This is a genomic window from Variovorax sp. EBFNA2 (assembly GCF_033802765.1).
Lineage (GTDB): Bacteria > Pseudomonadota > Gammaproteobacteria > Burkholderiales > Burkholderiaceae_C > Variovorax > Variovorax paradoxus_H.
Genome location: NZ_CP138496.1, coordinates 5,152,207 through 5,172,697, shown reverse-complemented (window position 1 = coordinate 5,172,697; position 20,491 = coordinate 5,152,207). Strand labels below are relative to the sequence as shown.

The 20,491-nt window shown below is 66.3% G+C and carries 19 protein-coding genes and 1 riboswitch; of the genes, 9 read left to right on the top strand and 10 right to left on the bottom strand.

Annotated features, from left to right (window positions below; translation table 11 throughout):
* Window positions 1–40 precede the first annotated feature (40 nt).
* The 3 genes from RZE79_RS24285 to RZE79_RS24275 are packed head-to-tail and all read left to right on the top strand — an operon-like array spanning window position 41 to window position 5,171.
* Window positions 41–2,818, top strand: coding sequence for a tannase/feruloyl esterase family alpha/beta hydrolase (locus RZE79_RS24285; RefSeq protein WP_319357173.1), 2,778 nt, complete (start codon window positions 41–43; stop codon window positions 2,816–2,818).
* A complete protein-coding gene (locus tag RZE79_RS24280; protein ID WP_319357172.1) occupies window positions 2,815–4,167 on the top strand; it encodes a hypothetical protein in 1,353 nt (450 codons plus the stop codon). The genes RZE79_RS24285 and RZE79_RS24280 overlap by 4 nt, the downstream gene beginning before the upstream one ends.
* Window positions 4,168–4,196: 29 nt before the next feature.
* On the top strand, window positions 4,197–5,171 hold the full coding sequence (locus RZE79_RS24275; protein ID WP_319357171.1) for a tripartite tricarboxylate transporter substrate-binding protein: 975 nt from the start codon (window positions 4,197–4,199) through the stop codon (window positions 5,169–5,171).
* A 71-nt stretch (window positions 5,172–5,242) separates the two neighbouring features.
* Here the strand turns inward: RZE79_RS24275 and RZE79_RS24270 are convergent, their stop codons facing one another.
* Entirely contained in the window at window positions 5,243–5,590 is a 348-nt protein-coding gene (locus RZE79_RS24270) for a hypothetical protein (RefSeq protein ID WP_319357170.1), read from the bottom strand.
* Window positions 5,591–5,821: 231 nt separating this feature from the next.
* Here RZE79_RS24270 and RZE79_RS24265 point away from each other — a divergent pair, with 231 nt between their 5' ends.
* Entirely contained in the window at window positions 5,822–6,262 is a 441-nt protein-coding gene (locus RZE79_RS24265; RefSeq protein WP_319357169.1) for a hypothetical protein, read from the top strand.
* 122 nt (window positions 6,263–6,384) lie between these two features.
* On the opposite strand, the gene RZE79_RS24260 is transcribed toward RZE79_RS24265, so the two are convergent.
* The 5 genes from RZE79_RS24260 to RZE79_RS24240 all read right to left on the bottom strand — a co-directional run bounded on the left by RZE79_RS24260 (window position 6,385) and on the right by RZE79_RS24240 (window position 10,939).
* Complete coding sequence (locus tag RZE79_RS24260) at window positions 6,385–6,801, bottom strand: type II toxin-antitoxin system HicB family antitoxin (RefSeq protein ID WP_101493227.1); 417 nt, start codon at window positions 6,799–6,801, stop codon at window positions 6,385–6,387.
* A gap of 200 nt (window positions 6,802–7,001) precedes the next feature.
* The gene (locus RZE79_RS24255) at window positions 7,002–7,880 is read right to left on the bottom strand and encodes a hypothetical protein (protein WP_319357168.1); all 879 of its coding nucleotides are present in this window, start codon (window positions 7,878–7,880) and stop codon (window positions 7,002–7,004) included.
* A 256-nt stretch (window positions 7,881–8,136) separates the two neighbouring features.
* A complete protein-coding gene (locus RZE79_RS24250; protein WP_319357167.1) occupies window positions 8,137–9,294 on the bottom strand; it encodes an alpha-hydroxy acid oxidase in 1,158 nt (385 codons plus the stop codon).
* Between the two features lie 135 nt (window positions 9,295–9,429).
* The gene (locus RZE79_RS24245) at window positions 9,430–10,323 is read right to left on the bottom strand and encodes a LysR substrate-binding domain-containing protein (RefSeq protein ID WP_153282406.1); all 894 of its coding nucleotides are present in this window, start codon (window positions 10,321–10,323) and stop codon (window positions 9,430–9,432) included.
* A 34-nt stretch (window positions 10,324–10,357) separates the two neighbouring features.
* Window positions 10,358–10,939: a TetR/AcrR family transcriptional regulator gene (locus RZE79_RS24240; RefSeq protein WP_153282407.1), complete on the bottom strand. Its 582-nt coding sequence runs from the start codon at window positions 10,937–10,939 to the stop codon at window positions 10,358–10,360.
* A gap of 88 nt (window positions 10,940–11,027) precedes the next feature.
* On the opposite strand from RZE79_RS24240, the gene RZE79_RS24235 reads away from it, so the two are divergent.
* Both RZE79_RS24235 and cynS read left to right on the top strand, forming a co-directional pair.
* On the top strand, window positions 11,028–11,450 hold the full coding sequence (locus tag RZE79_RS24235) for a nuclear transport factor 2 family protein (protein ID WP_319357166.1): 423 nt from the start codon (window positions 11,028–11,030) through the stop codon (window positions 11,448–11,450).
* A 200-nt stretch (window positions 11,451–11,650) separates the two neighbouring features.
* The gene (gene cynS / locus RZE79_RS24230; RefSeq protein WP_319357165.1) at window positions 11,651–12,094 is read left to right on the top strand and encodes a cyanase; all 444 of its coding nucleotides are present in this window, start codon (window positions 11,651–11,653) and stop codon (window positions 12,092–12,094) included.
* 10 nt (window positions 12,095–12,104) lie between these two features.
* Here cynS and RZE79_RS24225 read toward each other — a convergent pair whose 3' ends face one another.
* From RZE79_RS24225 to RZE79_RS24210, 4 genes are all read right to left on the bottom strand, one after another.
* A complete protein-coding gene (locus RZE79_RS24225; RefSeq protein ID WP_319361278.1) occupies window positions 12,105–12,869 on the bottom strand; it encodes an SDR family oxidoreductase in 765 nt (254 codons plus the stop codon).
* 161 nt (window positions 12,870–13,030) lie between these two features.
* Complete coding sequence (locus tag RZE79_RS24220; RefSeq protein ID WP_319357164.1) at window positions 13,031–13,633, bottom strand: Pr6Pr family membrane protein; 603 nt, start codon at window positions 13,631–13,633, stop codon at window positions 13,031–13,033.
* A gap of 13 nt (window positions 13,634–13,646) precedes the next feature.
* Entirely contained in the window at window positions 13,647–13,997 is a 351-nt protein-coding gene (locus RZE79_RS24215; protein WP_319357163.1) for a DUF1161 domain-containing protein, read from the bottom strand.
* 184 nt (window positions 13,998–14,181) lie between these two features.
* Window positions 14,182–16,416, bottom strand: coding sequence for an NADP-dependent isocitrate dehydrogenase (locus RZE79_RS24210; protein ID WP_319357162.1), 2,235 nt, complete (start codon window positions 16,414–16,416; stop codon window positions 14,182–14,184).
* A 266-nt stretch (window positions 16,417–16,682) separates the two neighbouring features.
* A riboswitch (glycine riboswitch) is annotated at window positions 16,683–16,807 on the top strand.
* A gap of 141 nt (window positions 16,808–16,948) precedes the next feature.
* Between RZE79_RS24210 and RZE79_RS24205 the strand changes: the two genes are divergently transcribed.
* From RZE79_RS24205 to RZE79_RS24195, 3 genes are read left to right on the top strand one after another with little or no spacing between them, the layout of a single operon-like run.
* Complete coding sequence (locus tag RZE79_RS24205; RefSeq protein ID WP_319357161.1) at window positions 16,949–18,532, top strand: ABC transporter substrate-binding protein; 1,584 nt, start codon at window positions 16,949–16,951, stop codon at window positions 18,530–18,532.
* Between the two features lie 22 nt (window positions 18,533–18,554).
* Window positions 18,555–19,496: an ABC transporter permease gene (locus RZE79_RS24200; RefSeq protein WP_319357160.1), complete on the top strand. Its 942-nt coding sequence runs from the start codon at window positions 18,555–18,557 to the stop codon at window positions 19,494–19,496.
* A gap of 20 nt (window positions 19,497–19,516) precedes the next feature.
* A complete protein-coding gene (locus tag RZE79_RS24195; RefSeq protein ID WP_319357159.1) occupies window positions 19,517–20,488 on the top strand; it encodes an ABC transporter permease in 972 nt (323 codons plus the stop codon).
* Window positions 20,489–20,491: the final 3 nt, after the last annotated feature.

Here is a 20,491-nt window from a genome sequence, read left to right as displayed (position 1 = left end):
AAAAAGCAGCCCACCGAGGCTGCATGCCGGAGACAAATCCATGCGCACACCGCGCCCTGCCTCGAAGTTTCGTGTCGTCGTTGCGCTGATCGGCGCGTCGTTGGTCCTGGCCGCCTGCGGTGGCGGCAGCGGGGGAGGAGGAAGCCCCGGCTTCTTCCTGCCGACCCCGCCGCCCGCCAGCGGCAACAACCCGCCTGCCGAGGACCCGCCCGGCACGGCGCCTCCTCCGGTGCTGCCCGTCGTGGCCTGCGCCGACCTCGCCGGCAAGAGCCTGCCCGCCTCCCTCATCAGCCTGCCCACGCAGGGCGCGACCGTCACCAGCGCCACGCCCGTGGCCGCCGGCGACGCGGGCAACACGCTGGGCGACCACTGCCGCGTGCGCGGCACCATCGCGCCGGTCGATCCGGCCTCGCAGCTCATCCACTTCGCGGTCAACCTGCCCGAGCAGTGGAACCAGAAGACCATCCACTTCGGCGGCGGCGGCTTCGACGGCGTGCTCATCGACGGCACCGAGGTCATCCGCTTCGGCCCCGCCGGCAAGCCCGCACCGCTGGCGCTGGGCTACGCGACCTACGGCGACGACTCGGGCCACCAGTCGAGCAGCATCACCGACGGCAAGTTCGCGGCCAACGACGAGCAGCTGGCCAACTACGGCGGCCAGTCGCTCAAGAAGACGCGCGACGTGGCGCAGGCGCTGGTGTTCACGCGCTACGCGGTCAAGCCCAAGCACGCCTACTTTCTCGGCACCTCGACCGGCGGGCGCGACGCGCTCGGCTACATCCAGCGCTGGCCGCAGGACTACGACGGCGTGATCGCCAACGAGCCCGCGCTCAACTACACCGGCACGCGGCTGTCGAACGTGGCGGTGGGCCGCGCGCTGTACAACAACAGCGCCGCGGGCTGGCTCAACCTCACCGAGACGCTGCTGGTGCAGAAGGCCGCGATGCAGGCCTGCGACAAGCTCGACGGCGCGGCCGACAGCATCGTGAGCAACGTCGAAAGCTGCCGCCAGCTCAACACGCAGATCCTCGCGTCGCTGCGCTGCGCCAACGGCGCCGACACGGCCGACACCTGCCTGTCGGACGCGCAGATCGACACGGTGCACGCCATCGAGTCGCCGCTGGAGTTCACGAGCTATTCGCTCGCCAACGGCGTGAAGCGCGCGGGCGGCTACAACATTCTCGAGGGCGCGCTCGTGGCGGGCCCGTACACCACGCGCGACCTCGGCACACGCAAGGTGCCGGGCAACCCGGCCACCTCGGCCGACGCCAACATGTACGTCACCGGCGACCAGTGGGTGAAGTTCTTCGTCACGCGCGATGCGGTCTTCAACACGCTGACCTTCGATCCGCAGAACCCGGGCACGTACACGGCGCGCGTGACCGAGGTGTCGAAGCTCACCGATGCGACCGACCCGAACCTCGCACCCTTCTTCGCGCGCGGCGGCAAGCTGCTCATGCTGCACGGCCTGGCCGACGAAGTGATCAGCCCGAACTCGACCATCGACTACTACCAGCAGCTCGTCGCCACGCTGGGCCAGGCCGCGGTCACGCAGAGCGTGCGCTTCTACACCGTGCCCGGCATGGGTCACGGCACCGGCAGCTTCATTCCCAACTGGGACTCGCTCGCGGCGCTCGAAGGCTGGGTCGAGGGCGGCCTCGCGCCCGCCACGCCCGTCGCGGTGGACGCCGTGGCCGGCAGCTATGGCCGCACGCGCCCGCTGTGCCAGTTTCCGTCGTGGCCCAAGTACCGCGGCAGCGGCAGCCTCGATGCGGCCGTCAACTTCAGCTGCGTGACCGAGGTCGGCGACCCGCTCGCCTGCCCGAACCTGCCGGCGAGCGCAACGCGCTACAAAGGCGGCAACAGCTTCGGCGAGGAACTGCAGGTGCAGATCGACCCGGCCAGCATGGCCTACACCGTCACCATCGATGCGAGCCACGAACCCACGCGGGTCGGCACGCAGCGCGCCGGCTCGCTCGTGTCGCAGGGCAGCTGCAGCTACACGAGTGGCGAGAGCGGGGCGGTGTTCAGCTTCGGCGCCGGTGGCGTGCTGCTGGGCGGCGTGAACCCGCCGAGCGGCACCGGCTTCTCGCCGCTGGTGGCGTTCCAGAACACCTTCCAGAACGTGTCGCCGTCGACGGATTTCCGCACGGTGTCGCTGATCTTCAATGCGGCCGGCGTGGAGCAGCTCGGCGCGGGGGCCACGGCGGCGTTCTCGTCGGCGGGGCGCCTGCGCAACGCGGGCACCTTCCAGTTCTGCCGCAGCCCGGCGTCGAACAGCTTCATGACCTACGACCAGACCTGCAAGAACACCGAGAAGGGCTACCTCAGCTACAGCACGGCGCGCGGTGCCTTCGACATGTACACGACCTCGACCTCGTCGAGCGGCACCGCCGAGACCACCGGCGGCACGCTCACCGGCTCGGTGGTGATCGGGCTGGTCAACGGCGTGTCCACGCCGCTGTACCTGCGCCGCGTGGCCACCGCCGTGCCGGCGGCCGACACCACCAGCGGCGTGGCCACCGTCATCCAGCCGGGCCTGCGCCTGCTGGCGGTGCAGCAGACGCTCATGCCTGGCGCGGCCGACGGCAGCTATGCCATGGCCAGCGTGAAGGGCGAGAGCCGCGAAGCCACCGTGGTCGCCACCGCCTTCAACCTCGGCGGCGCGGCCACCACGCTGGGCTACGACACACCGGTGCTCGGCGTGGCGCAAGCCGGCGCCGGCCGGCCAGGCCATTTCATCTTCAACAGCGGCGTGATGGCGTTCGTCACCACCGACGGAACGAACGCGGCGCTGGACCTCGGAGTACGCCATTGAAAAAACACCTCTCGCAACTGGCCGCCTTCGCACTGCTCGGCGCGGCGCCCTTGCTGTCCGCGCAGGCGGCACCCGCCACCGCGCCCAAGCCCACGGCCTGCCCGTCGCCCGTGCCGGAGACCGCCCGCTGCTACACCGGTGAAGACGGCACGGGCGCCTTCTACTGGATCGCCATTCCCAAAGACTGGCAGCGCGGCGTGCTCGTGATGCACGCGCACGGCGGACCGGAGACCGGCGCGCCCAAGCTCGCGCGCAGCGAAGAAGACCTGAAGCGTTGGGCCATCACCGTGAAGGCCGGCTATGCATGGGCCGGCTCCACCTACCGACGCGGCGGCTACGGCGTGACGATGGCGGCCGAAGACACCGAGCGGCTGCGGCAGATCGTCGTGCGCCACTTCGGCCAGCCGAAGCGCACGCTGCTGCACGGGCAGAGCTACGGCGCGGGCGTGGCAGCGAAGGCGGCCGAACTCTATGCGCCGGTGGGCGATGCGAAGAGTCCCTACGACGGCCTGCTGCTCACCAGCGGTGTGCTCGGCGGCGGCAACAGCGCCTACGACTTCCGGCTCGACCTGCGCGTGGTGTACCAGTACGTCTGCCGCAACCATCCGAAGCCCGACGAGCCGCAGTACCCGCTGTGGATGGGCCTGCCGATGGACGCGAAGCTCACGCGCGCCGACCTCGCCGCGCGCGTCAAGGACTGCACCGGCGTCGGCACGCCCGCCGCGCAGCGCACGCCCGAGCAGGCGGCGCGGCTGAAGACGATCCTGTCGGTCGTGAAGATCCCCGAGCGCTCGCTGGTCGGCCACCTCAACTGGGCGACGTGGCTGTTCCAGGACCTCGTGCAGCAGCGCCTGAATGGTCGCAACCCCTTCGGCAACATCGGCGTGGTCTACAGCGGCTCGACAGACGATGCGGCGCTCAATGCCGGCGTGCTGCGCTACGTGGCCGACCCGCAGGCGCAAGGCGCGCTCGCGGCCGACAGCCAGCCCACCGGCCGCACCTCGCTGCCCACCGTGGGCCTGCATGCCATCGACGACCCGACCGCCTTCGTCGAACTCGAGAACGCCTACCGCCGCATCCGCGACGCGGCCGGCACGGGCGGCCATCTGGTGCAGAGCTTCAGCGCCGAGCGCGAACACAGCTACCTCAGCGATTCGGAGTACCCCGCGCTCTTCGGCGCATTGCTCGACTGGATCGACACCGGCGAGAAGCCCACGCCCCAGAGCCTCGCCCAACGCTGCGCGTCGCTCAAGCCGCGCTACGACACCGACGGCAAGAACGGCTGCCACATCCAACCCGAGTGGCAACCCCCGCCGCTCGAAAGCCGCGTGCCTTCGCGCGCGCCCTGATTTTCTTTTTGACCTTGACGGAGACTCTGATGAAAAAACTGTTCGCCCTCGCGGTGGTGGCCCTTGCCGTGTGCGCCCACGCGCAAGACTTCCCCGCGGGCAAGCCCGTGACCATCGTCGTGCCCTTCGCGGCCGGCGGTCCGACCGACCGTGTGGCGCGCGACTTGGCCGAGGCGCTGCGCAAGCCGCTGGGCGGTGCCAGCGTCATCATCGACAACGTGCCCGGCGCGGGAAGTTCCATCGGCGCGGCCAAGGTCGCGCGTGCCAACCCCGACGGCTACACGCTGCTGCTCAACCACATCGCGATGGCGACCGTGCCGACGCTGGTGCGCAACGTGCCGTTCAAGGTCGAGACCGACTTCGAGTACCTGGGCATCGTCAACGACGTGCCGATGACGCTCATCGCCAAGCCCAGCCTGCCGGCCACCAACTACAAGGAGCTGACGGCCTGGATTGCTGCGAACAAGGGCAAGATCAACCTGGGCAACGCGGGCATCGGCTCGGCCTCGCACCTGTGCGGCCTGCTCTACCAGAGCGCCATGAAGACCGAGATGACGCCCGTGCCCTACAAGGGCACGGCGCCCGCCATCATCGACCTCATCGGCGGCCAGATCGACCTGCTGTGCGACCAGAGCACCAACACCTCGCCGCAGATCGAAGCCAAGAAGGTCAAGGCCTACGCCGTGACCACGCCCAAGCGCCTGACCACGCCGCTCTTGAAAGACCTGCCCACGCTCGACGAGGCCGGCCTGAAGAACTTCCAGGTGACGATCTGGCACGGCCTGTACGCGCCCAAGGGCACGCCCGCGCCGGTGCTCAAGAAGATCAGCGATGCGCTGAAGCTGGCACTGAAAGACGCGGACTTCATCAAGCGCGAAGAAGCGCTCGGCGCCGTGGTCGCCACCGACGGCCGCATCGACCCCGAGGGCCACAAGAAGTTCGTGGCGGCGGAGATCGCGAAGTGGAGCCCGATCATCAAGGCGGCGGGGGTGTACGCGGATTGAGCTTGACGGCTGACGTCAGCCGCCCGGTGGTGCGACTGGTTCGCCGCACCATCGGGCAGCACGCAGCACGCTCAGAGCCCGTAGATGGCAACGGTGGCCCAGAAGGCGGCCCATAAGCCGATCAGCCCCAGCAGGGCCGTGACGGCGACGTACGCAATGAAATACGTGATGCGCCTTGCGATGCTGCGGGTGGCTGGAACCTGCCACCAGTAGATCAACCCGGCCCACAAGAGCAGGGCGGCGGCAACGAGTGCAACCGCGGTCCCTGTCAATGTCAGGGCCTGCCGTCGCTCCAGGCCGCCGAGCAGGACATTGAGGGCCGGGATCGAAGCGGCCCACGACAGTACGCTCAGCACCAGCCGCGAGCCGGCACTCATTGGGCCGCTTCGCGTGGTGCTGCCTAAGTCTTGTGCTGTCATTTCTACTCTCCCTGTTGGAGTGTTGTTGCCTCTCTCAAAATCATAGGGAGACTGGTCTCATGCACACGCAGCAGGTCGCGCGGGAATCAGCAATGACCGTGACGCAAGTTGCTTGCTTACCGTGGCAATCGCAAACCGATCGTGAACGCATCAGCCCAACCGCATCGAAAGCACCAAGGCGCAGCCCAGAGCCATTACCCTCACCGATCCTGTTCATCAGAAATTGGCGCCATGAGCTTCAGCATCTACTACGACGCAAGACGCGACAGTCCCCTGACCCCCGAGGAAGCGCAGCGCCTGGAGGCGATCGTGGGGGCCTTCGACAAGATCGACGAAGCCGACCGCCACGCGCATTCAGGCAAGGGCCTCAACTGGGAGACTTTCACGCTCTACGAAGCGTCCAGACTCACCGGGGGCAAGGTGCTGGAAGGCGCCACGAAACTCCCCGACAACAAGGCGTTCGCCCTGCACAAGGGGGCCAGTCATTGGGTGGCTTGCCTCAACCGGATTCGCCGTGACGTGCTGCCGGATGCCAGGTGGAGCGTGAGCATCGATGACAGGACGCTGCTCTGGAGCGACAAGAGCGGCTGGCACGACGAGGCGTCGGACGGGTTGGCGACGCTCTGGCTGGGCTGCCTGTTGAGCGCACCATTCCGGCTGTTCACGAAGTGAGCGGCTGACCGCCGGGCATGGCGCTGCCAGCCGTGGTCGCCGCTGACGGCCGCATGGAGCCTGAAGGCCACAGGAAGTTCGTGGCGGGGGAGACTGCAATTCCGAAGATGCAGCTTGACGTTTCAGACGAGAGAAAATTCCAGGCGTTTACCCAAGGCCTGCAATGCAGCGGCAACCGTATCGATCTTCGTCGGGTGATGCAAATCCAGGAGGCGGGTGACTTCTTGAGGCCTCGCATCCATTCGGCGCGCCAACTCAGCGGGACGCGCACCTTGGGCAATCATCTCGTTCAGCAAAAGTACTTTGGCTGAAACGCTTGCGGGAAGGTCGATGGCAACCTGCCCTCGCTTCAACGAAGATGGCAAAGGCACCGGGCGTCGATCTTCAAAATAGAAGTCCATTGCAGTGGTGAGCGCGTCCAGTGCAAGCTCCAGCGCTTTCGTTCGACTCTTGGCGCCCGTCAATGCTTCCGGGATGTCTGGAAACGACACCACGAATCCATCACCATCCCGCGCAATTCTTGCAGGGTAACTAAACATTCATTTTCCCTTGGGGTTCACGCCTGACTGGCGAAGGATGAGCATGCGCAGTCCCAGACCCAGCTCTTCCGTCGCATGACGAGGCAGCGTTGTTTGTTTGCCGTTCAAATAGACCTTGCTCGGCAAGAGGGCTGCGCGATCGCCATCAACGAAAACGGACCCCGAAAGGTCCGTGGACAGAGACTGAAAACCCGTCGTGCTTACTTGGGCACGTAGGTCATCTTCGTCACAACCATCGACGTCTTCGTATCGCCGCCCTTCAGCAGCTGGCCGCGATACGGGCCTTCGGCTGCGAGCCAGAACTCTCGCGTGATGTCCTTGCTGATCCCCGCCGCACCCACTGTGATCTTGAGCGAGAGCTTGCAGGTGTTGAACGTGCCCAAGGGCGTTTCCAGCTGCTCGCGGCCGTGGTAGGTGAGTTCTCCACTTGCGGGCAGTGACACGGTCGTGCCGCTCTGGCCGTTGAGGACCGACGTCTTCGCCGCCGTGGATTGTTGGCTGACGACCTGCCCCGGTGCCATGTTGACCGGGAACGCGAACGGGGGCGTGAAGGTCTGGGACACCGTACTGATATTTTCCAGCGGAAAGCCGGGAGGCACCGAAGACGCCATCGACGGATCGATCGTGTTCTTGTACGTGGTCGATTTTCCGTAGAGCAGGAAGCTGCCGTTCACGAGGTCCTTGTATTCCTTCTTGACGGTGCTCTGTTGAAACTGCGGAGATTTGAAGGTTTCCGAGCCCACGTTCACCGCGATCGGATTCGCACCGCCAAACGCCTCGCGGGCTTCGATCACCGCTTTTCTGCGGAAGGAGGGCGTCGCCGGATCTGTTCCTGGCTTGGCTGCCTCGAATTCCACAACCGTGCCTTCGCGGAAGTCGGCCTCATTGAAGCAAGGCCCCGAGCTGTCCGACACGGGCGCCGGCGTCGGCGGCGGGGCGGGTTCAGCGATGGGCAAGATGGGAAAGGCGGGAGCGCCGCCGCCGTCTCCGCCACCGCCGCATGCGGAAATCGCTGCGACTGCGGCAACGATCGCAAGCAGTCGTGCGCGCGAAATGTTGTTGGAACGTGCTTTTTTCAAGATTCCTCCCTGTTGTTGAGGGCCGAATCTTGGAGGGCGATCTTCTACGTTCGAACGAGGTGTGTATTTCGTTTGCAGTTGACCTTTCGCCGTTGGGGAATAAGTCACACAAGCGCGTGAAGGCCTTGTTGGTGGCCCTCAGCGCGGGTGTCGATCGGCCCGCAAGCGAAAGCGCCATGCGCACACGCCCTCGATGTCCGGGAGCGAGGTTTTCAACCGCCGCAACCTGCCCCCGGGCGAAGTCTTCAACCGCCCCTCAGAACGTCCCCGGCAACAGGATGTCCGACTTCACATCATCGATCTGCGTGCGCCCGCAGAAGGCCATCGTGATGTCCAGTTCCTTGTGAATGATCTGCAGCGCGCGCGTCACGCCTTCCTGGCCGTAGGCGCCCAGGCCGTACAAAAAGCTGCGGCCGATGAGCGTGCCGCGTGCGCCGAGCGCGCGGGCCTTGAGCACGTCTTGCCCGCTGCGCACGCCGCCGTCCATCCACACCTCGATCTGGCTGCCCACGGCGTCGGCGATGGCCGGCAGGGCGGCGATGGAGGAGGGCGCGCCGTCGAGCTGGCGACCGCCGTGGTTGGAGACGATGAGCGCGTCGGCGCCGCTGGCCACGGCCAGGCGCGCGTCTTCGGCGTCCATGATGCCCTTGAGGATCAGCTTGCCGCCCCAGCGCTTCTTGATCCACTCGACGTCCGCCCAGCTCAGGGCCGGGTCGAACTGCTCGGCGGTCCATGACGACAGCGACGACAGGTCTTTCACGCCCTTGGCGTGGCCCGCGATGTTGCCGAAGGTGCGGCGCTTGGTGCCCAGCATGCCCATGCACCAGCGCGGCTTGGTCGCCAGGTTGATGAGGTTCTTGATGGTGGGCTTGGGCGGCGTGGACAGGCCGTTCTTGATGTCCTTGTGGCGCTGGCCGAGGATCTGCAGGTCGAGCGTGAGCTGCAGCGCCGACACGTTGGCGGCCTTGGCGCGGTCGATGAGGCGCTCGATGAAGTCGCGGTCCTTCATCACGTAGAGCTGGAACCAGAAGGGGTGACGGTCGGTGTGCTCGGCAATGTCTTCCAGCGAGCAGATGCTCATGGTCGAGAGCGTGAACGGAATGCCGAAGGCCTTGGCCGCGCGTGCGCCCAGGATTTCGCCGTCGGCGTGCTGCATGCCGGTCAGGCCCGTGGGCGCGATGGCCACGGGCATGGCGACCTCCTGGCCGATCATGGTGGTGCGCGTGGAGCGGCCTTCCATGTTGACGGCCACGCGCTGGCGCAGCTTGATCTTCTGGAAGTCGCTCTCGTTGGCGCGGTAGGTGCCCTCGGTCCAGGCGCCGGAATCGGCGTAGTCGTAGAACATTTTCGGCACGCGCCGCTGGGCGATCGCCCGCAGGTCTTCGATGCAGGTGATCTTGGAAAGGTCGGGCAAGGGGAAGTCTCCAGGCTGGTGTTATTGGGGGTCAAGGCGGGCCGGCTACGCAGGCCACGGCAGCGCCGGGGGTCGAGTCTGCAGGGGAAACGCGCCGGCCATCTGAAAAAAGCCCGCACCTTGTCTGAAAATTATTCAGCCCGGCTCGCGCAGCGCCTGGCGCAGCCATTCGACGAAGGTGGCGCATTCCCAGCGCTCCATGGTGCCCGGGCGCCAGCACAGGAAGTAGGCGTTGGGCGAGGGCGCGCTGTGCGGCGACAGGCGCACCAGCCGGCCATTGTCGATCCAGGCGCGGCCCAGCCGCAGGTGCATGAGCACCACGCCGAAGTCTTCGGCCGCGGCGTCGAGCGCCAGGCCCAGGTCGTTGAACTGGTGGCCCACGGCCGGCTCGGGCAGGCCGATGCCGCAGGCCTTGAACCAGATGCGCCACGACTCCAGCGGCGTGCGCAGCAGCTGCACGCGCGCCACCTCGGCGTCGGTCGAAAAGTGGTCGTCGAAGGGGCCGTGGCGTTCCAGGTAGGCCGGGCTGCACACCGGCGAGACGTCGTCGGCCAGCAGCTGGCAGAACTCGCGGTCGTGGAACGGGCCGGTGCCGAAGCGCAGCTCGATGTCGGCGTCTTCGGCCGTGAAGTTACGCACCGGCATGGTCACCTGCAGCATCAGCTCGATGGTCGGGTAGGCGTCGCGGAACTCGGCCAGCCGGGGCAGCAGCATCTGGCGCGAGAAGGTGGGCGTGACCGCCACGCGCAGCCGTCGCACCTGCGACGCGGGCTCGCGCCCCGGCACCTGCTGCAGCGCCGCAATGGCCTCGCGCACGCGCGCCAGGTAGGCCACGCCGTCGGCGCTCAGGCCGAAGTCGTTGCCCGTGAAGAGCTTGAGCTCGAGCTGCGTCTCGAGCTGCCGGATGCGGTGGCTGACCGCGCTGGGCGTGACGCTGAGCTCCTCGGCCGCGACGTTCACGCTGCGCAGCCGCGCGACGGCCTCGAAGGCCTGCAGGCCCTGGGTCGAGGGGAGTCGCGTCGATGCCATGTGTTTTTGGGGGGAGAGAGTGAGCGATGCGATGTTATCGAAGGGCGACGAGCGCATCGAGCAGCCGCCGCAGGTCGTCGACCGCCTCGCGCGCCAGCGCCGCATCGCCCATCTGCGCCTTGACGATGGCGCCGTCGACGCCGAGCGCAGCCGCCTGCGCGATGGCCATGCGCTGCGGGCCGTCGGGCAGCAGGCCGGCGATCACCTCGACCATCTCGCGCTTGTGCTCGCGTGCGATGTCGGCGGCGCCGGCCACGCTGGCACCGACTTCCACCACCGAGTTGATGAAGGCACAGCCCCGAAAGAGCGGGTCGGCGAACCACTCGGCCATCACGTCGGCCAGCACCGGCAGCGCCTGCCCCTGCGCGATGCGCTGCTGCGCATCGCGCCGGCCCAGCGCATCGACGAACCAGGCCATCCACACGCCGTGCCGATGCGCGAGAAAGGCACGCACCAGGTCGTCCTTCGAGGGGAAGTGCCGGTAGAAGGTGACCTTGGTGACGCCTGACGCGGCGATCACGCGGTCGATGCCGGTGGCGCGGATGCCGTCGGCATAGAAGAGCTCATGCGCCGTGAGCAGGATGCGCTCGCGTGCGGGCAGTGCAGAGATGTCCATGCGGCGATTGTAGGCATGTAGACAGGTCTGTCTACTCGTGGCACATTGCGGGCCTTCATCACTTCATTTCTTTGACTGAAAGACTGCCATGGAATCCCGTCCGCCGCTGCCGCCCTTCACCCTCGAATCTGCGACCCAGAAAGTCCAGGCCGCCGAAGACGCCTGGAACTCGCGCGACCCGGTTCGCGTGAGCCTGGCCTACACGCCCGACACCGAGTGGCGCAACCGCGCCGACTTCGTCAATGGCCGCGAGCAGGTGGTGGAGTTCCTGTCGCGCAAGTGGGAGCGCGAGCACGACTACCGCCTGAAGAAGACGCTGTGGGCCTTCATGGACAACCGCATTGCGGTGCGCTTCGAGTACGAATGGCATGACGCCGCGGGCCAGTGGTTTCGCAGCCATGGGAATGAGAACTGGGAGTTTGCGGAGAACGGGTTGATGCAGAAGCGCTACGCGAGCATCAATGATCAGCCGATTGCAGAGTCGGAGCGCAAGTTCCACTGGGAGCGCTGAGCTCTTCCTGTCTTGTCCCCTCTCCCGCTTGCGGGAGAGGGTTAGGGTGAGGGCTTGCGGCCTTCGCAAAGCCACGCCTCACACCATCGCCGTCGCACCCTCACCCCAACCCTCTCCCCGAGGGGAGAGGGAGCAAGTCAGGTGGGCATGTCTGTTGCTTGTCCTGTTGCATCCATTTCAAACCCCAGGAGCCAACCCGCATGAACCGCAACGACGTCACCGAGAAGATCATCACCGCCAAGGTGTCCAAGGGCATCCAGTGGGCCGACGTGGCCAGGAAGGTCGGCCTTTCGAAAGAATGGACCACCGCGGCCTGCCTCGGCCAGATGACGCTCGACGACAAGCAGGCCAAGGTCATCGGCAAGATCTTCGGCCTCACGCCCGAGGAGCAGAAGTGGCTGCAGGTGGTGCCTTACAAAGGCTCGCTGCCCACGCCCGTGCCCACCGATCCGCTGATCTACCGCTGGTACGAGGTGGTGAGCGTGTACGGCACCACCATCAAGGAGCTGATCCACGAGGAGTTCGGCGACGGCATCATGAGCGCCATCGACTTCAGCATGGACATCCAGCGCCAGGCCGACCCGAAGGGCGACCGCGTCAACGTGGTGCTGTCGGGCAAGTTCCTGCCGTACAAGAGCTACTGACGTCCGGCTTTCAGCACACCGGCTCTGCAGGCTTCGGCCGTGGCGTCGGGGCCGGGCGCCAACCCGGGCCCGCCATGCCGTAGCTCGCCCCTTCGATCGCTCCGGCAATGGCACGCGCCACGCCCTCGACAGGCGTCGTCAGCCGCCGCCGCGTGCGCATGCGTTCGAACGTGTAGCTCGCGGCGATGCGCTCGGCCAGCGGGTCGGCAGCCTCGGCCACGTCGGGGCTCACCAGCGTGACGTGCAGACGCCCCGCGTGTTCCCGTCGCAGCCCTTCGGAGATCGCCTGCACCGCGTACTGCGTGCCGTGGTACACGGCCGAGTCGGGCGTCGCGCCGCCCATGGCCACTGGCGCGACGTTGACGATGTGGCCCCAGCCCTGCTCCTGCATCGCCGGCAGCACGGCCGCCACGCCCAGCAGCATGCCGCGCAGGTTGACGTCGATCATCAGCTCCCACTCCTCGATCTTGCGCTGCCACAGCGGCGACAGCGGCATCACGCCGGCGGCGTTCACGAGCACGTCGATGCGGTCGTGCGTGTCGAGGGCGAACTCGGCAAAGGCCTCCATGTCGGGCCGGTGCGTCACGTCCAGCCGCCGGAAGCTCGCCGAGCCGCCGGTGGCGTTGATCTCGGCCGCCAGCGCGGCCAGCCGTTCGGTGCGGCGCGCGCCGAGCACCACATGGGCGCCACGCCGCGCGAGCCGCCGCGCCGTCGCCTCGCCGATGCCGCTGCTGGCGCCGGTGACGAGAACCACTGTGTCCTGGATTGCACTCATACAAAACTCCTCATGCAGGTCGGTGCGCCACGGCGCGAAGGGTGCGCCGGGCATGGGGATGAGTCTCGGGGCGAAGGGGCCTGAGGCGGTATCCGGATCGAACGAGGTTTTTGCCTGATCCTGCGAAATGCAGAAAAAGGCAGGCCGTGCGCGTGGCCGCGTCAGACGCGCCGGCCCAGCCGGTTCCCCAACGCCAGCAACCCCCATCCCGCCATCCCGAAGGTCAGCGCGATGCCTGCTGCGTAGACAGCCACGCCGCCGTAGCCGCCCACGTTGGCGGGGTTGAGGAAGGGGTAGGGGTACCAGCCGATGCGGCTGCCGCGCACCAGCGTGTAGGCCAGATAAACCATCGGGACGACGAGTATCCACAGCAGCTGCCGGCTGCCGAGCCGCTTGCGCGGTGGTTGCAGCAGCCAGTCGAGCAGCACGACGCAGGGCATCACGTGGTGCAGCAGCGTGTTGATCCACGGCCGCAGCGCGCCGAGGTCGACATCGCGCAGCAGCAGCGAGAAGACGATGCCGACCACCACCATGTTCACGGCCGACATGGCGCGCAGCCCTTCGTCGGGCCCTGTAAACGCCGGCTGCCAGAGGCGGCGCGCGCCGAGCACCAGCACGATCGCCGCGAACAGGTTCGAGAGGTTGGTGAAGAAGCTGAAGAAGTTGACGACGTTGAAGCCCATGCGGACATGGATCGTCAGCTGCCAGCCGATGGCCACGAGGGTCAGCAGGCCGAAGAAGAGGCGCAGGGCAGGCCAAGCCATGGGTTGCCGATCCTCAGGGCTTGCAAGTGCCGCCCATGGACACCGAGCCGTCCTTGCACTCGGTGAGCAGGGGCTCGCCGCGTGGCGCGGGGGCTGACGTGGAGGCGGGGGGCGGCGAGGCCGTACCGCCTTCGCGCTGGTAGACGATCTTCTTGGTGCCGAGGTCGCAGCTGCCCACGATCTGGCCGCTCGCCGTGGCGGCGGCATCGACGGTGAGGACGCTGAAATTGGTGACGCCCGACGCGGCGATCTTGGCTTCGATCTCGGCGCGCAGCGTGTCGCAGTTGCTCTGGGCGTGGGCGCTGCCAAAGGCCACGAACAGGGTCGAAGCGGCAGCAGCAACAGCAAGCAGACGAAGTTTCATGAGGGGCCTGCCTTTCTTTTCTCTTGCAGTGGAGTGGGGCGGGGAATCGACGTCTAGTTTCGCGCTGCACGGCGGCAGACGCAAAGACAAACACAAAAACAAACGGCCTGCCGCGCGAGCAACAGGCCGTTGGTAGGAAGGCTTCCGGGTCAGCACAGACCCGGAAGACGCAGGCGCAGCGGGATCAGACCGCCGGGGCCAGCACCGCGTTCAGCGTGGGGCTGGGGCGCATCACGGCTTCGTACTTGGCCTTGTCGGCCAGGTAGTAGCCGCCGATGTCCACGGGCTTGCCCTGCACGGCCGCGAGTTCGTCGACGATCTTCTTCTCGTTGGCGGTGAGCGCCTCGGCGAGCTTCTTGAACTTGGCTTGCAGGTCCTTGTCCTCGGTCTGCGCGGCGAGTTCCTGGGCCCAGTACATGGCCAGGTAGAACTGGCTGCCGCGGTTGTCGAGCTGACCGGTCTTGGGCGACGGGTTCTTGTTGTTGTCGAGCAGCTGGCCCGTGGCCGCGTCGAGCGTCTTGGACAGGATCTTGGCTTGCGCGTTGCCGGTCTTCAGGCCCAGGTCTTCCAGGCTCACGGCCAGCGCGAGGAATTCGCCGAGCGAATCCCAGCGCAGGTGGTTTTCTTCCACCAGCTGCTGCACGTGCTTGGGGGCCGAGCCGCCCGCGCCGGTTTCGTACATGCCGCCGCCGGCCATCAGGGGCACGATCGACAGCATCTTGGCCGAGGTACCCAGTTCCATGATGGGGAACAGGTCGGTCAGGTAGTCGCGCAGGATGTTGCCGGTGGCGCTGATGGTGTCCAGGCCGCGCACGACGCGCTCCAGCGTGTAGCGCATGGCACGCACCTGGCTCATGATCTGGATGTCCAGGCCCGTGGTGTCGTGCTCGTGCAGGTACATCTTGACCTTGGTGATCAGCTGCGCCTCGTGCGGGCGGTAGGCGTCGAGCCAGAACACGACCGGCATGCCGGAGTTGCGTGCGCGGTTGACGGCCAGCTTCACCCAGTCGCGAATGGCGGCGTCCTTGACCTGGCACATGCGCCAGATGTCGCCCTTTTCGACGTCTTCGCTCATCAGCACTTCGCCGGTGTCCAGGTCGGTGATGTTGGCCACGCCGTCTTCGGCGATCTCGAAGGTCTTGTCATGCGAGCCGTACTCTTCGGCCTTCTGGGCCATGAGGCCGACGTTGGGCACGGTGCCCATGGTCTTGGGGTCGAAGGCGCCGTGCCACTTGCAGAAGTTGATGATCTCCTGGTAGATGCGGGCGAAGGTCGATTCGGGCATCACGGCCTTGACGTCCTTCAGGCGGCCGTCGGCGCCCCACATCTTGCCGCCGTTGCGGATCATGGCGGGCATCGAGGCGTCCACGATCACGTCGTTGGGCGAGTGGAAGTTGGTGATGCCCTTGGCCGAGTCGACCATGGCCAGCTCGGGGCGGCCTTCGTGGCAGGCGTGCAGGTCGCGCTTGATCTCGTCCTGCGTGCTCTGGGGCAGCGTGGCGATCTTGTTGTACAGGTCGACCATGCCGTTGTTGACGTTGATGCCCAGCTCGTCGAACAGCTTGCCGTGTTTCTCGAAGGCTTCCTTGTAGAAGATCTTCACGCAGTGGCCGAACACGATGGGGTGCGAGACCTTCATCATGGTCGCCTTGACGTGCAGCGAGAACATGACGCCGGTCTTGTGCGCGTCTTCGATTTCCTTTTCATAGAAGGCCAGCAGGGCCTTCTTGCTCATGAACATCGAGTCGATGATTTCGCGGTCGAGCAGGGCGACCTTGGGCTTGAGCACGATGGTCTTGCCGCTCTTGGTGATCAGCTCCATCTTGACGTTGCGCGCGCGGTCCAGGGTCATGGACTTTTCGCCGTGATAGAAGTCGCCGCCGTGCATGTGCGAGACGTGCGAGCGCGAGGCCTGGCTCCACTCGGCCATGCTGTGCGGGTTCTTGCGGGCGTATTCCTTCACGGCGCGGGGCGCGCGGCGGTCGGAGTTGCCTTCGCGCAGCACGGGGTTCACGGCGCTGCCGGTGCACTTGTTGTAGCGCGCGCGGATGTCCTTGTCCTCGTCCGAGGTCGGGTTCTCCGGATAGTCGGGAATCTTGTAGCCCTTGCCCTGCAGTTCCTTGATGGCCGACTTGAGCTGCGACACCGAGGCGCTGATGTTGGGCAGCTTGATGATGTTGGCGTCAGGCCGCAGCGTGAGCTTGCCCAGTTCGGCCAGGTTGTCGGGCACCTTCTGGTCGTCGCTCAGGAACTCGGGGAACTCGCCCAGGATGCGGGCGGCCACCGAGATGTCGCTCGTCGTCACGTTGATGCCGGCCGGCGCGGTGAAGGCGCGCACGATGGGCAGGAAGGCGTAGGTCGCCAGCAGCGGCGCCTCGTCGGTGAGGGTGTAGACGATGGTGGGTTGCTTCGTGCTCATGCGCTTGCTTCCGTAGGTTCTGGGTTGTCGAGAGGGCTGAAATTTCATTGGGCGAAATGGACTTTCGCCGGAGCCCCCCATTGTCGCCCGGTCGGGCCGGGGCGCTGTCGGAGAAACCCCGATGACCCCGCTGCCGCGGCCCATGCCACCCCGTGGCACGCAAACTGCTTTGAAGAAAGCATCCAGGAGAAATGCCTAGCTCGATGCGTCGAGCTGGTGCATTACCGAAGGCGATAGCCCATAACGCTCAGGTCCCAAGACTGGATTTTTCTAACGCTGGAGAGCGCTGACCGGCCCCCTTGCAGGGGATCGAGGGCAGCCGCCGAAGGGGCAAGCCCTCGCGATGTGCGTGCAGGGTGAATCTCTCAGGCAAAAGGACAGCAGGGGCACGCCGCGCGATGCGCGCGGTGTGTCCGTGTTCGCTCCGGAGCCTTTCATTTTCATGACCTGTTTCCCGCACCGCCGCACGACGCCCGCGCCCCCGGCGTTGCCCGCGCGCGCGCCCCTCTTTTTTCAACCGGAGAACTGACCCATGCTGAAGACACGACAACTGAAAGCCCTGTTCGCAGGCGCCTTGCTGGCCGCGGCAGCGGCCTCCTCCTTCGCGCAGGACACCGGTAAGGTGCTGCGCCTCGTGCCGCAGTCCGACCTGAAGATCCTCGACCCGATCTGGACCACTGCCTTCGTCACGCGCAACCACGGCTACATGGTCTACGACACGCTCTTCGGCGTGGACGCCCAGGGCAAGGTGCTCCCGCAGATGGTCGACAAGTACACGACCAGCGCCGACGGCAAGACCTGGACCTTCACGCTGCGCAAGGGCCTGGCCTTCCATGACGGCAAGCCCGTCACCTCGGAAGACGTGCTCGCCTCGCTCAAGCGATGGGGCCAGCGCGACGGGCTGGGCCAGAAGATGTTCACTGCCCTGGACAAGACCGAGGCGGTCGATGCCAACAGCTTCAGGTTCGTCTTCAAGGAGCCCTTCGGCATGGTGCTCGACGCGCTGAGCAAGCCGTCGTCGAACCCGCCCTTCATCATGCCGGCGCGCGTGGCCGCCACGCCGGCCGACAAGCAGATCGACGACGCCACCGGCTCTGGCCCCTACATCTTCAAGAAGGACGAATACCGCCCCGGCGAAAAGATCGTCTACCTGAAGAACACCAGGTACGTGCCGCGCGCCGAGGCGCCGTCGGGCACGGCCGGTGGCAAGAACGTGTACGTCGACCGCATGGAGTGGATCGTCCTGAAGGACGCACAAACGCAGGCCAATGCGCTGGCCAACGGCGAGGTCGACATGATCGAGTGGGTGCCCTCCGAGCAGTACACCGCGCTCAAGAACAACCCCGCCATCACGCTCGACAGCCCCGTGTCGAAGGGCTCGTTCGCGCTGCACCTGAACCACCTGATTCCGCCCTTCGACAACCCGAAGATCGCGCAGGCCGCCTTCATGGCCATCAACCAGGAGGCGCTGATGCGCGCCCAGCTGGTGCACAAGGAGCTGTACAACGGCTGCGCGTCCATCTACCCCTGCGGCTCGGCCTTCGCCTCCGACAAGACCGGCTACTTCACCGGCAAGCCGCAGTTCGAAAAGGCCAAGGCGCTGCTCAAGGAGGCAGGCTATGACGGCAAGCCCGTGGTGCTGATGTACCCGGCCGATTTCGCGGTGCTCAACAAGTTTCCACCGGTGATGGCGCAACTGCTCAAGCAGGCCGGCTTCAACGTCGACATGCAGTCGATGGACTGGCCCACGCTGGTCACGCGCCGCGCCAAGAAAGACCCGGTTGCCAACGGCGGCTGGAACCTGTTCATCACCGGCTGGGGCATTGCCGACAACATGAACCCGATGTTCTTCGCGCCGCTCACGGGCAATGGCGAGAAGGGCTGGTTCGGCTGGGCCACCGACGACAAGCTGGAGCAGCTCAAGTCCGACTTCCTTGCCAGCAGCGACGAACCCCAACGCAAGGAGCTGGCCACCGCCATCCAGCAGCGCGTGTACGACACCGGCATCTACGCACCCATCGGCGAGTACAAGCCGCTCACGGCCTACCGCAAGGGCGTGGTGAGCGGCGTGGTGCGCTCGCCGGTCGCCGTGTTCTGGAACCTGAAGAAGAACTGACGCGGCCGGACCGGGAGTCACCATGCTGCTCTTTCTTGCACGCCGCATTCTCTCGACCGTGCCGGTGCTCGTCATCGTCGCGCTCATCGTGTTCCTGATGCTGCGGCTCGCGCCCGGCGACCCGGCTGCCGCCATCGTGGGCGACAGCGGCACCAGCGAGAACATCGCCAAGGTGCGCGAGCAGCTGGGGCTCAACCAGTCGCTGCCCGTGCAGTTCTTCCACTGGAGTGCACAACTGCTGCAGGGCAACCTCGGTGAGTCGTACTTCATGAAGAAGACGGTGGTGGAGCTGATCGGCCAGCGCATCGAAGCCACGGTGTCGCTCGCGGCCGTGACGCTGGTGGCCACCATCCTCATCGCGGTGCCGCTCGGCGTGCTCGCGGCGTGGCGCCACGGCGGCTGGCTCGACCGCATGCTGATGGGCTTCTCGGTCATGGGCTTTTCGATCCCCGCGTTCGTGATCGGCTACGTGCTCATCTGGATCTTTGCGCTGCACCTGCAGTGGCTGCCGGTGCAGGGTTACCAGCGACTGAGCCAGGGGCCTTTGCTGTGGCTCAAGCACCTGATCCTGCCGTCGATCACGCTGTCGATCATCTACGTGGCGCTGATCGCGCGCGTCACGCGTGCGGCCGTGGCCGAGGCGATGACCGAGGACTACATCCGCACCGCGCGCGCCAAGGGCATCTCCGAGACGCGGCTGCTGATGCGCCACGCGCTCGCCAACGCGGCCATTCCCATCGTCACGGTCATCGGCATCGGCATCGCGCTCCTGATCGGTGGCGTGGTGGTCACCGAAACCGTGTTCGCCATTCCGGGACTCGGGCAGCTCACGGTCGACGCGGTGCTGTCGCGCGACTTTCCGCTGATCCAGGGCATCACGCTGTTCTTTTCCGTCATCTACGTGCTCATCAATCTGCTGATCGACCTGAGCTACCTGGTGTTCGATCCCCGCATCCGGTACTGAACGAAGTGAACGAAAACACCATGACCGATTCGACCCTTTCCATGTCGGCCGCCACCGGCGCTGCAGCAGCAGTGGCGCCGGACATCGCCATCGAGCCGCTGGCACCGCAGAAACGCCGCTCGCTGCTCCAACGCATCCTGGCCGATTGGTCGGTGCGCGCAGGCGGCAGCGTGCTGCTGCTGCTCGTGCTGATGTCGCTGGCCGCGCCGTGGCTCGGCACCATCGACCCCACGGCCATCGACCCCGGCAGCGGCAACCTCATGCCCGGCACGCGCGGCGAGTTCAACAGCCTGGCCGGCGACACCTTCGAGCATCTGTTCGTGATGGGCACCGACAGCCTGGGGCGCGACATCTGGAGCCGCACGCTGTACGGCGCGCGCGTGTCGCTCACGGTGGGCGTGGCCGTGGCCGCGCTCGCCATGGTGCTCGGCATGCTCGTGGGCCTGCTGGGCGGTTACTTTCGCCGCATCGACAGCGTGATCATGCGGCTGATGGACGGCGTCATGGCCATCCCCGGCATCCTGTTCGCGATCAGTCTCGTGGCCTTGTTCGGCGGCAGCCTGCTCACCGTGGTGGTCGCCATCGCGGTGCCCGAGATTCCGCGCGTGGCGCGGCTGGTGCGTTCGGTGGTGCTCACGGTGCGCGAAGAGCCGTATGTCGAGGCGGCCATCGCGCTCGACACGCCGACCTGGAAGATCCTCGCGCGGCACATCCTGCCGAATGCGATTGCGCCGCTGATCATTCAGGCGACCTACGTGTGCGCCTCGGCGATCCTGGTGGAGGCCATTCTGTCGTTCCTCGGCGTGGGCCTGCCGGCGGACATGGCGACCTGGGGAAACATCATGGCCGAGGGCCGTGCGCAGTTCAACCAGTACCCGCACAACGTGCTGTTCCCGGGCATCTTCCTGGCGCTCACCGTGCTGGCGGTGAACATCCTGGGCGACGGACTGCGCGACACGCTCGACCCCAAGTTCAACAAGCGCGGAGGCTGAACC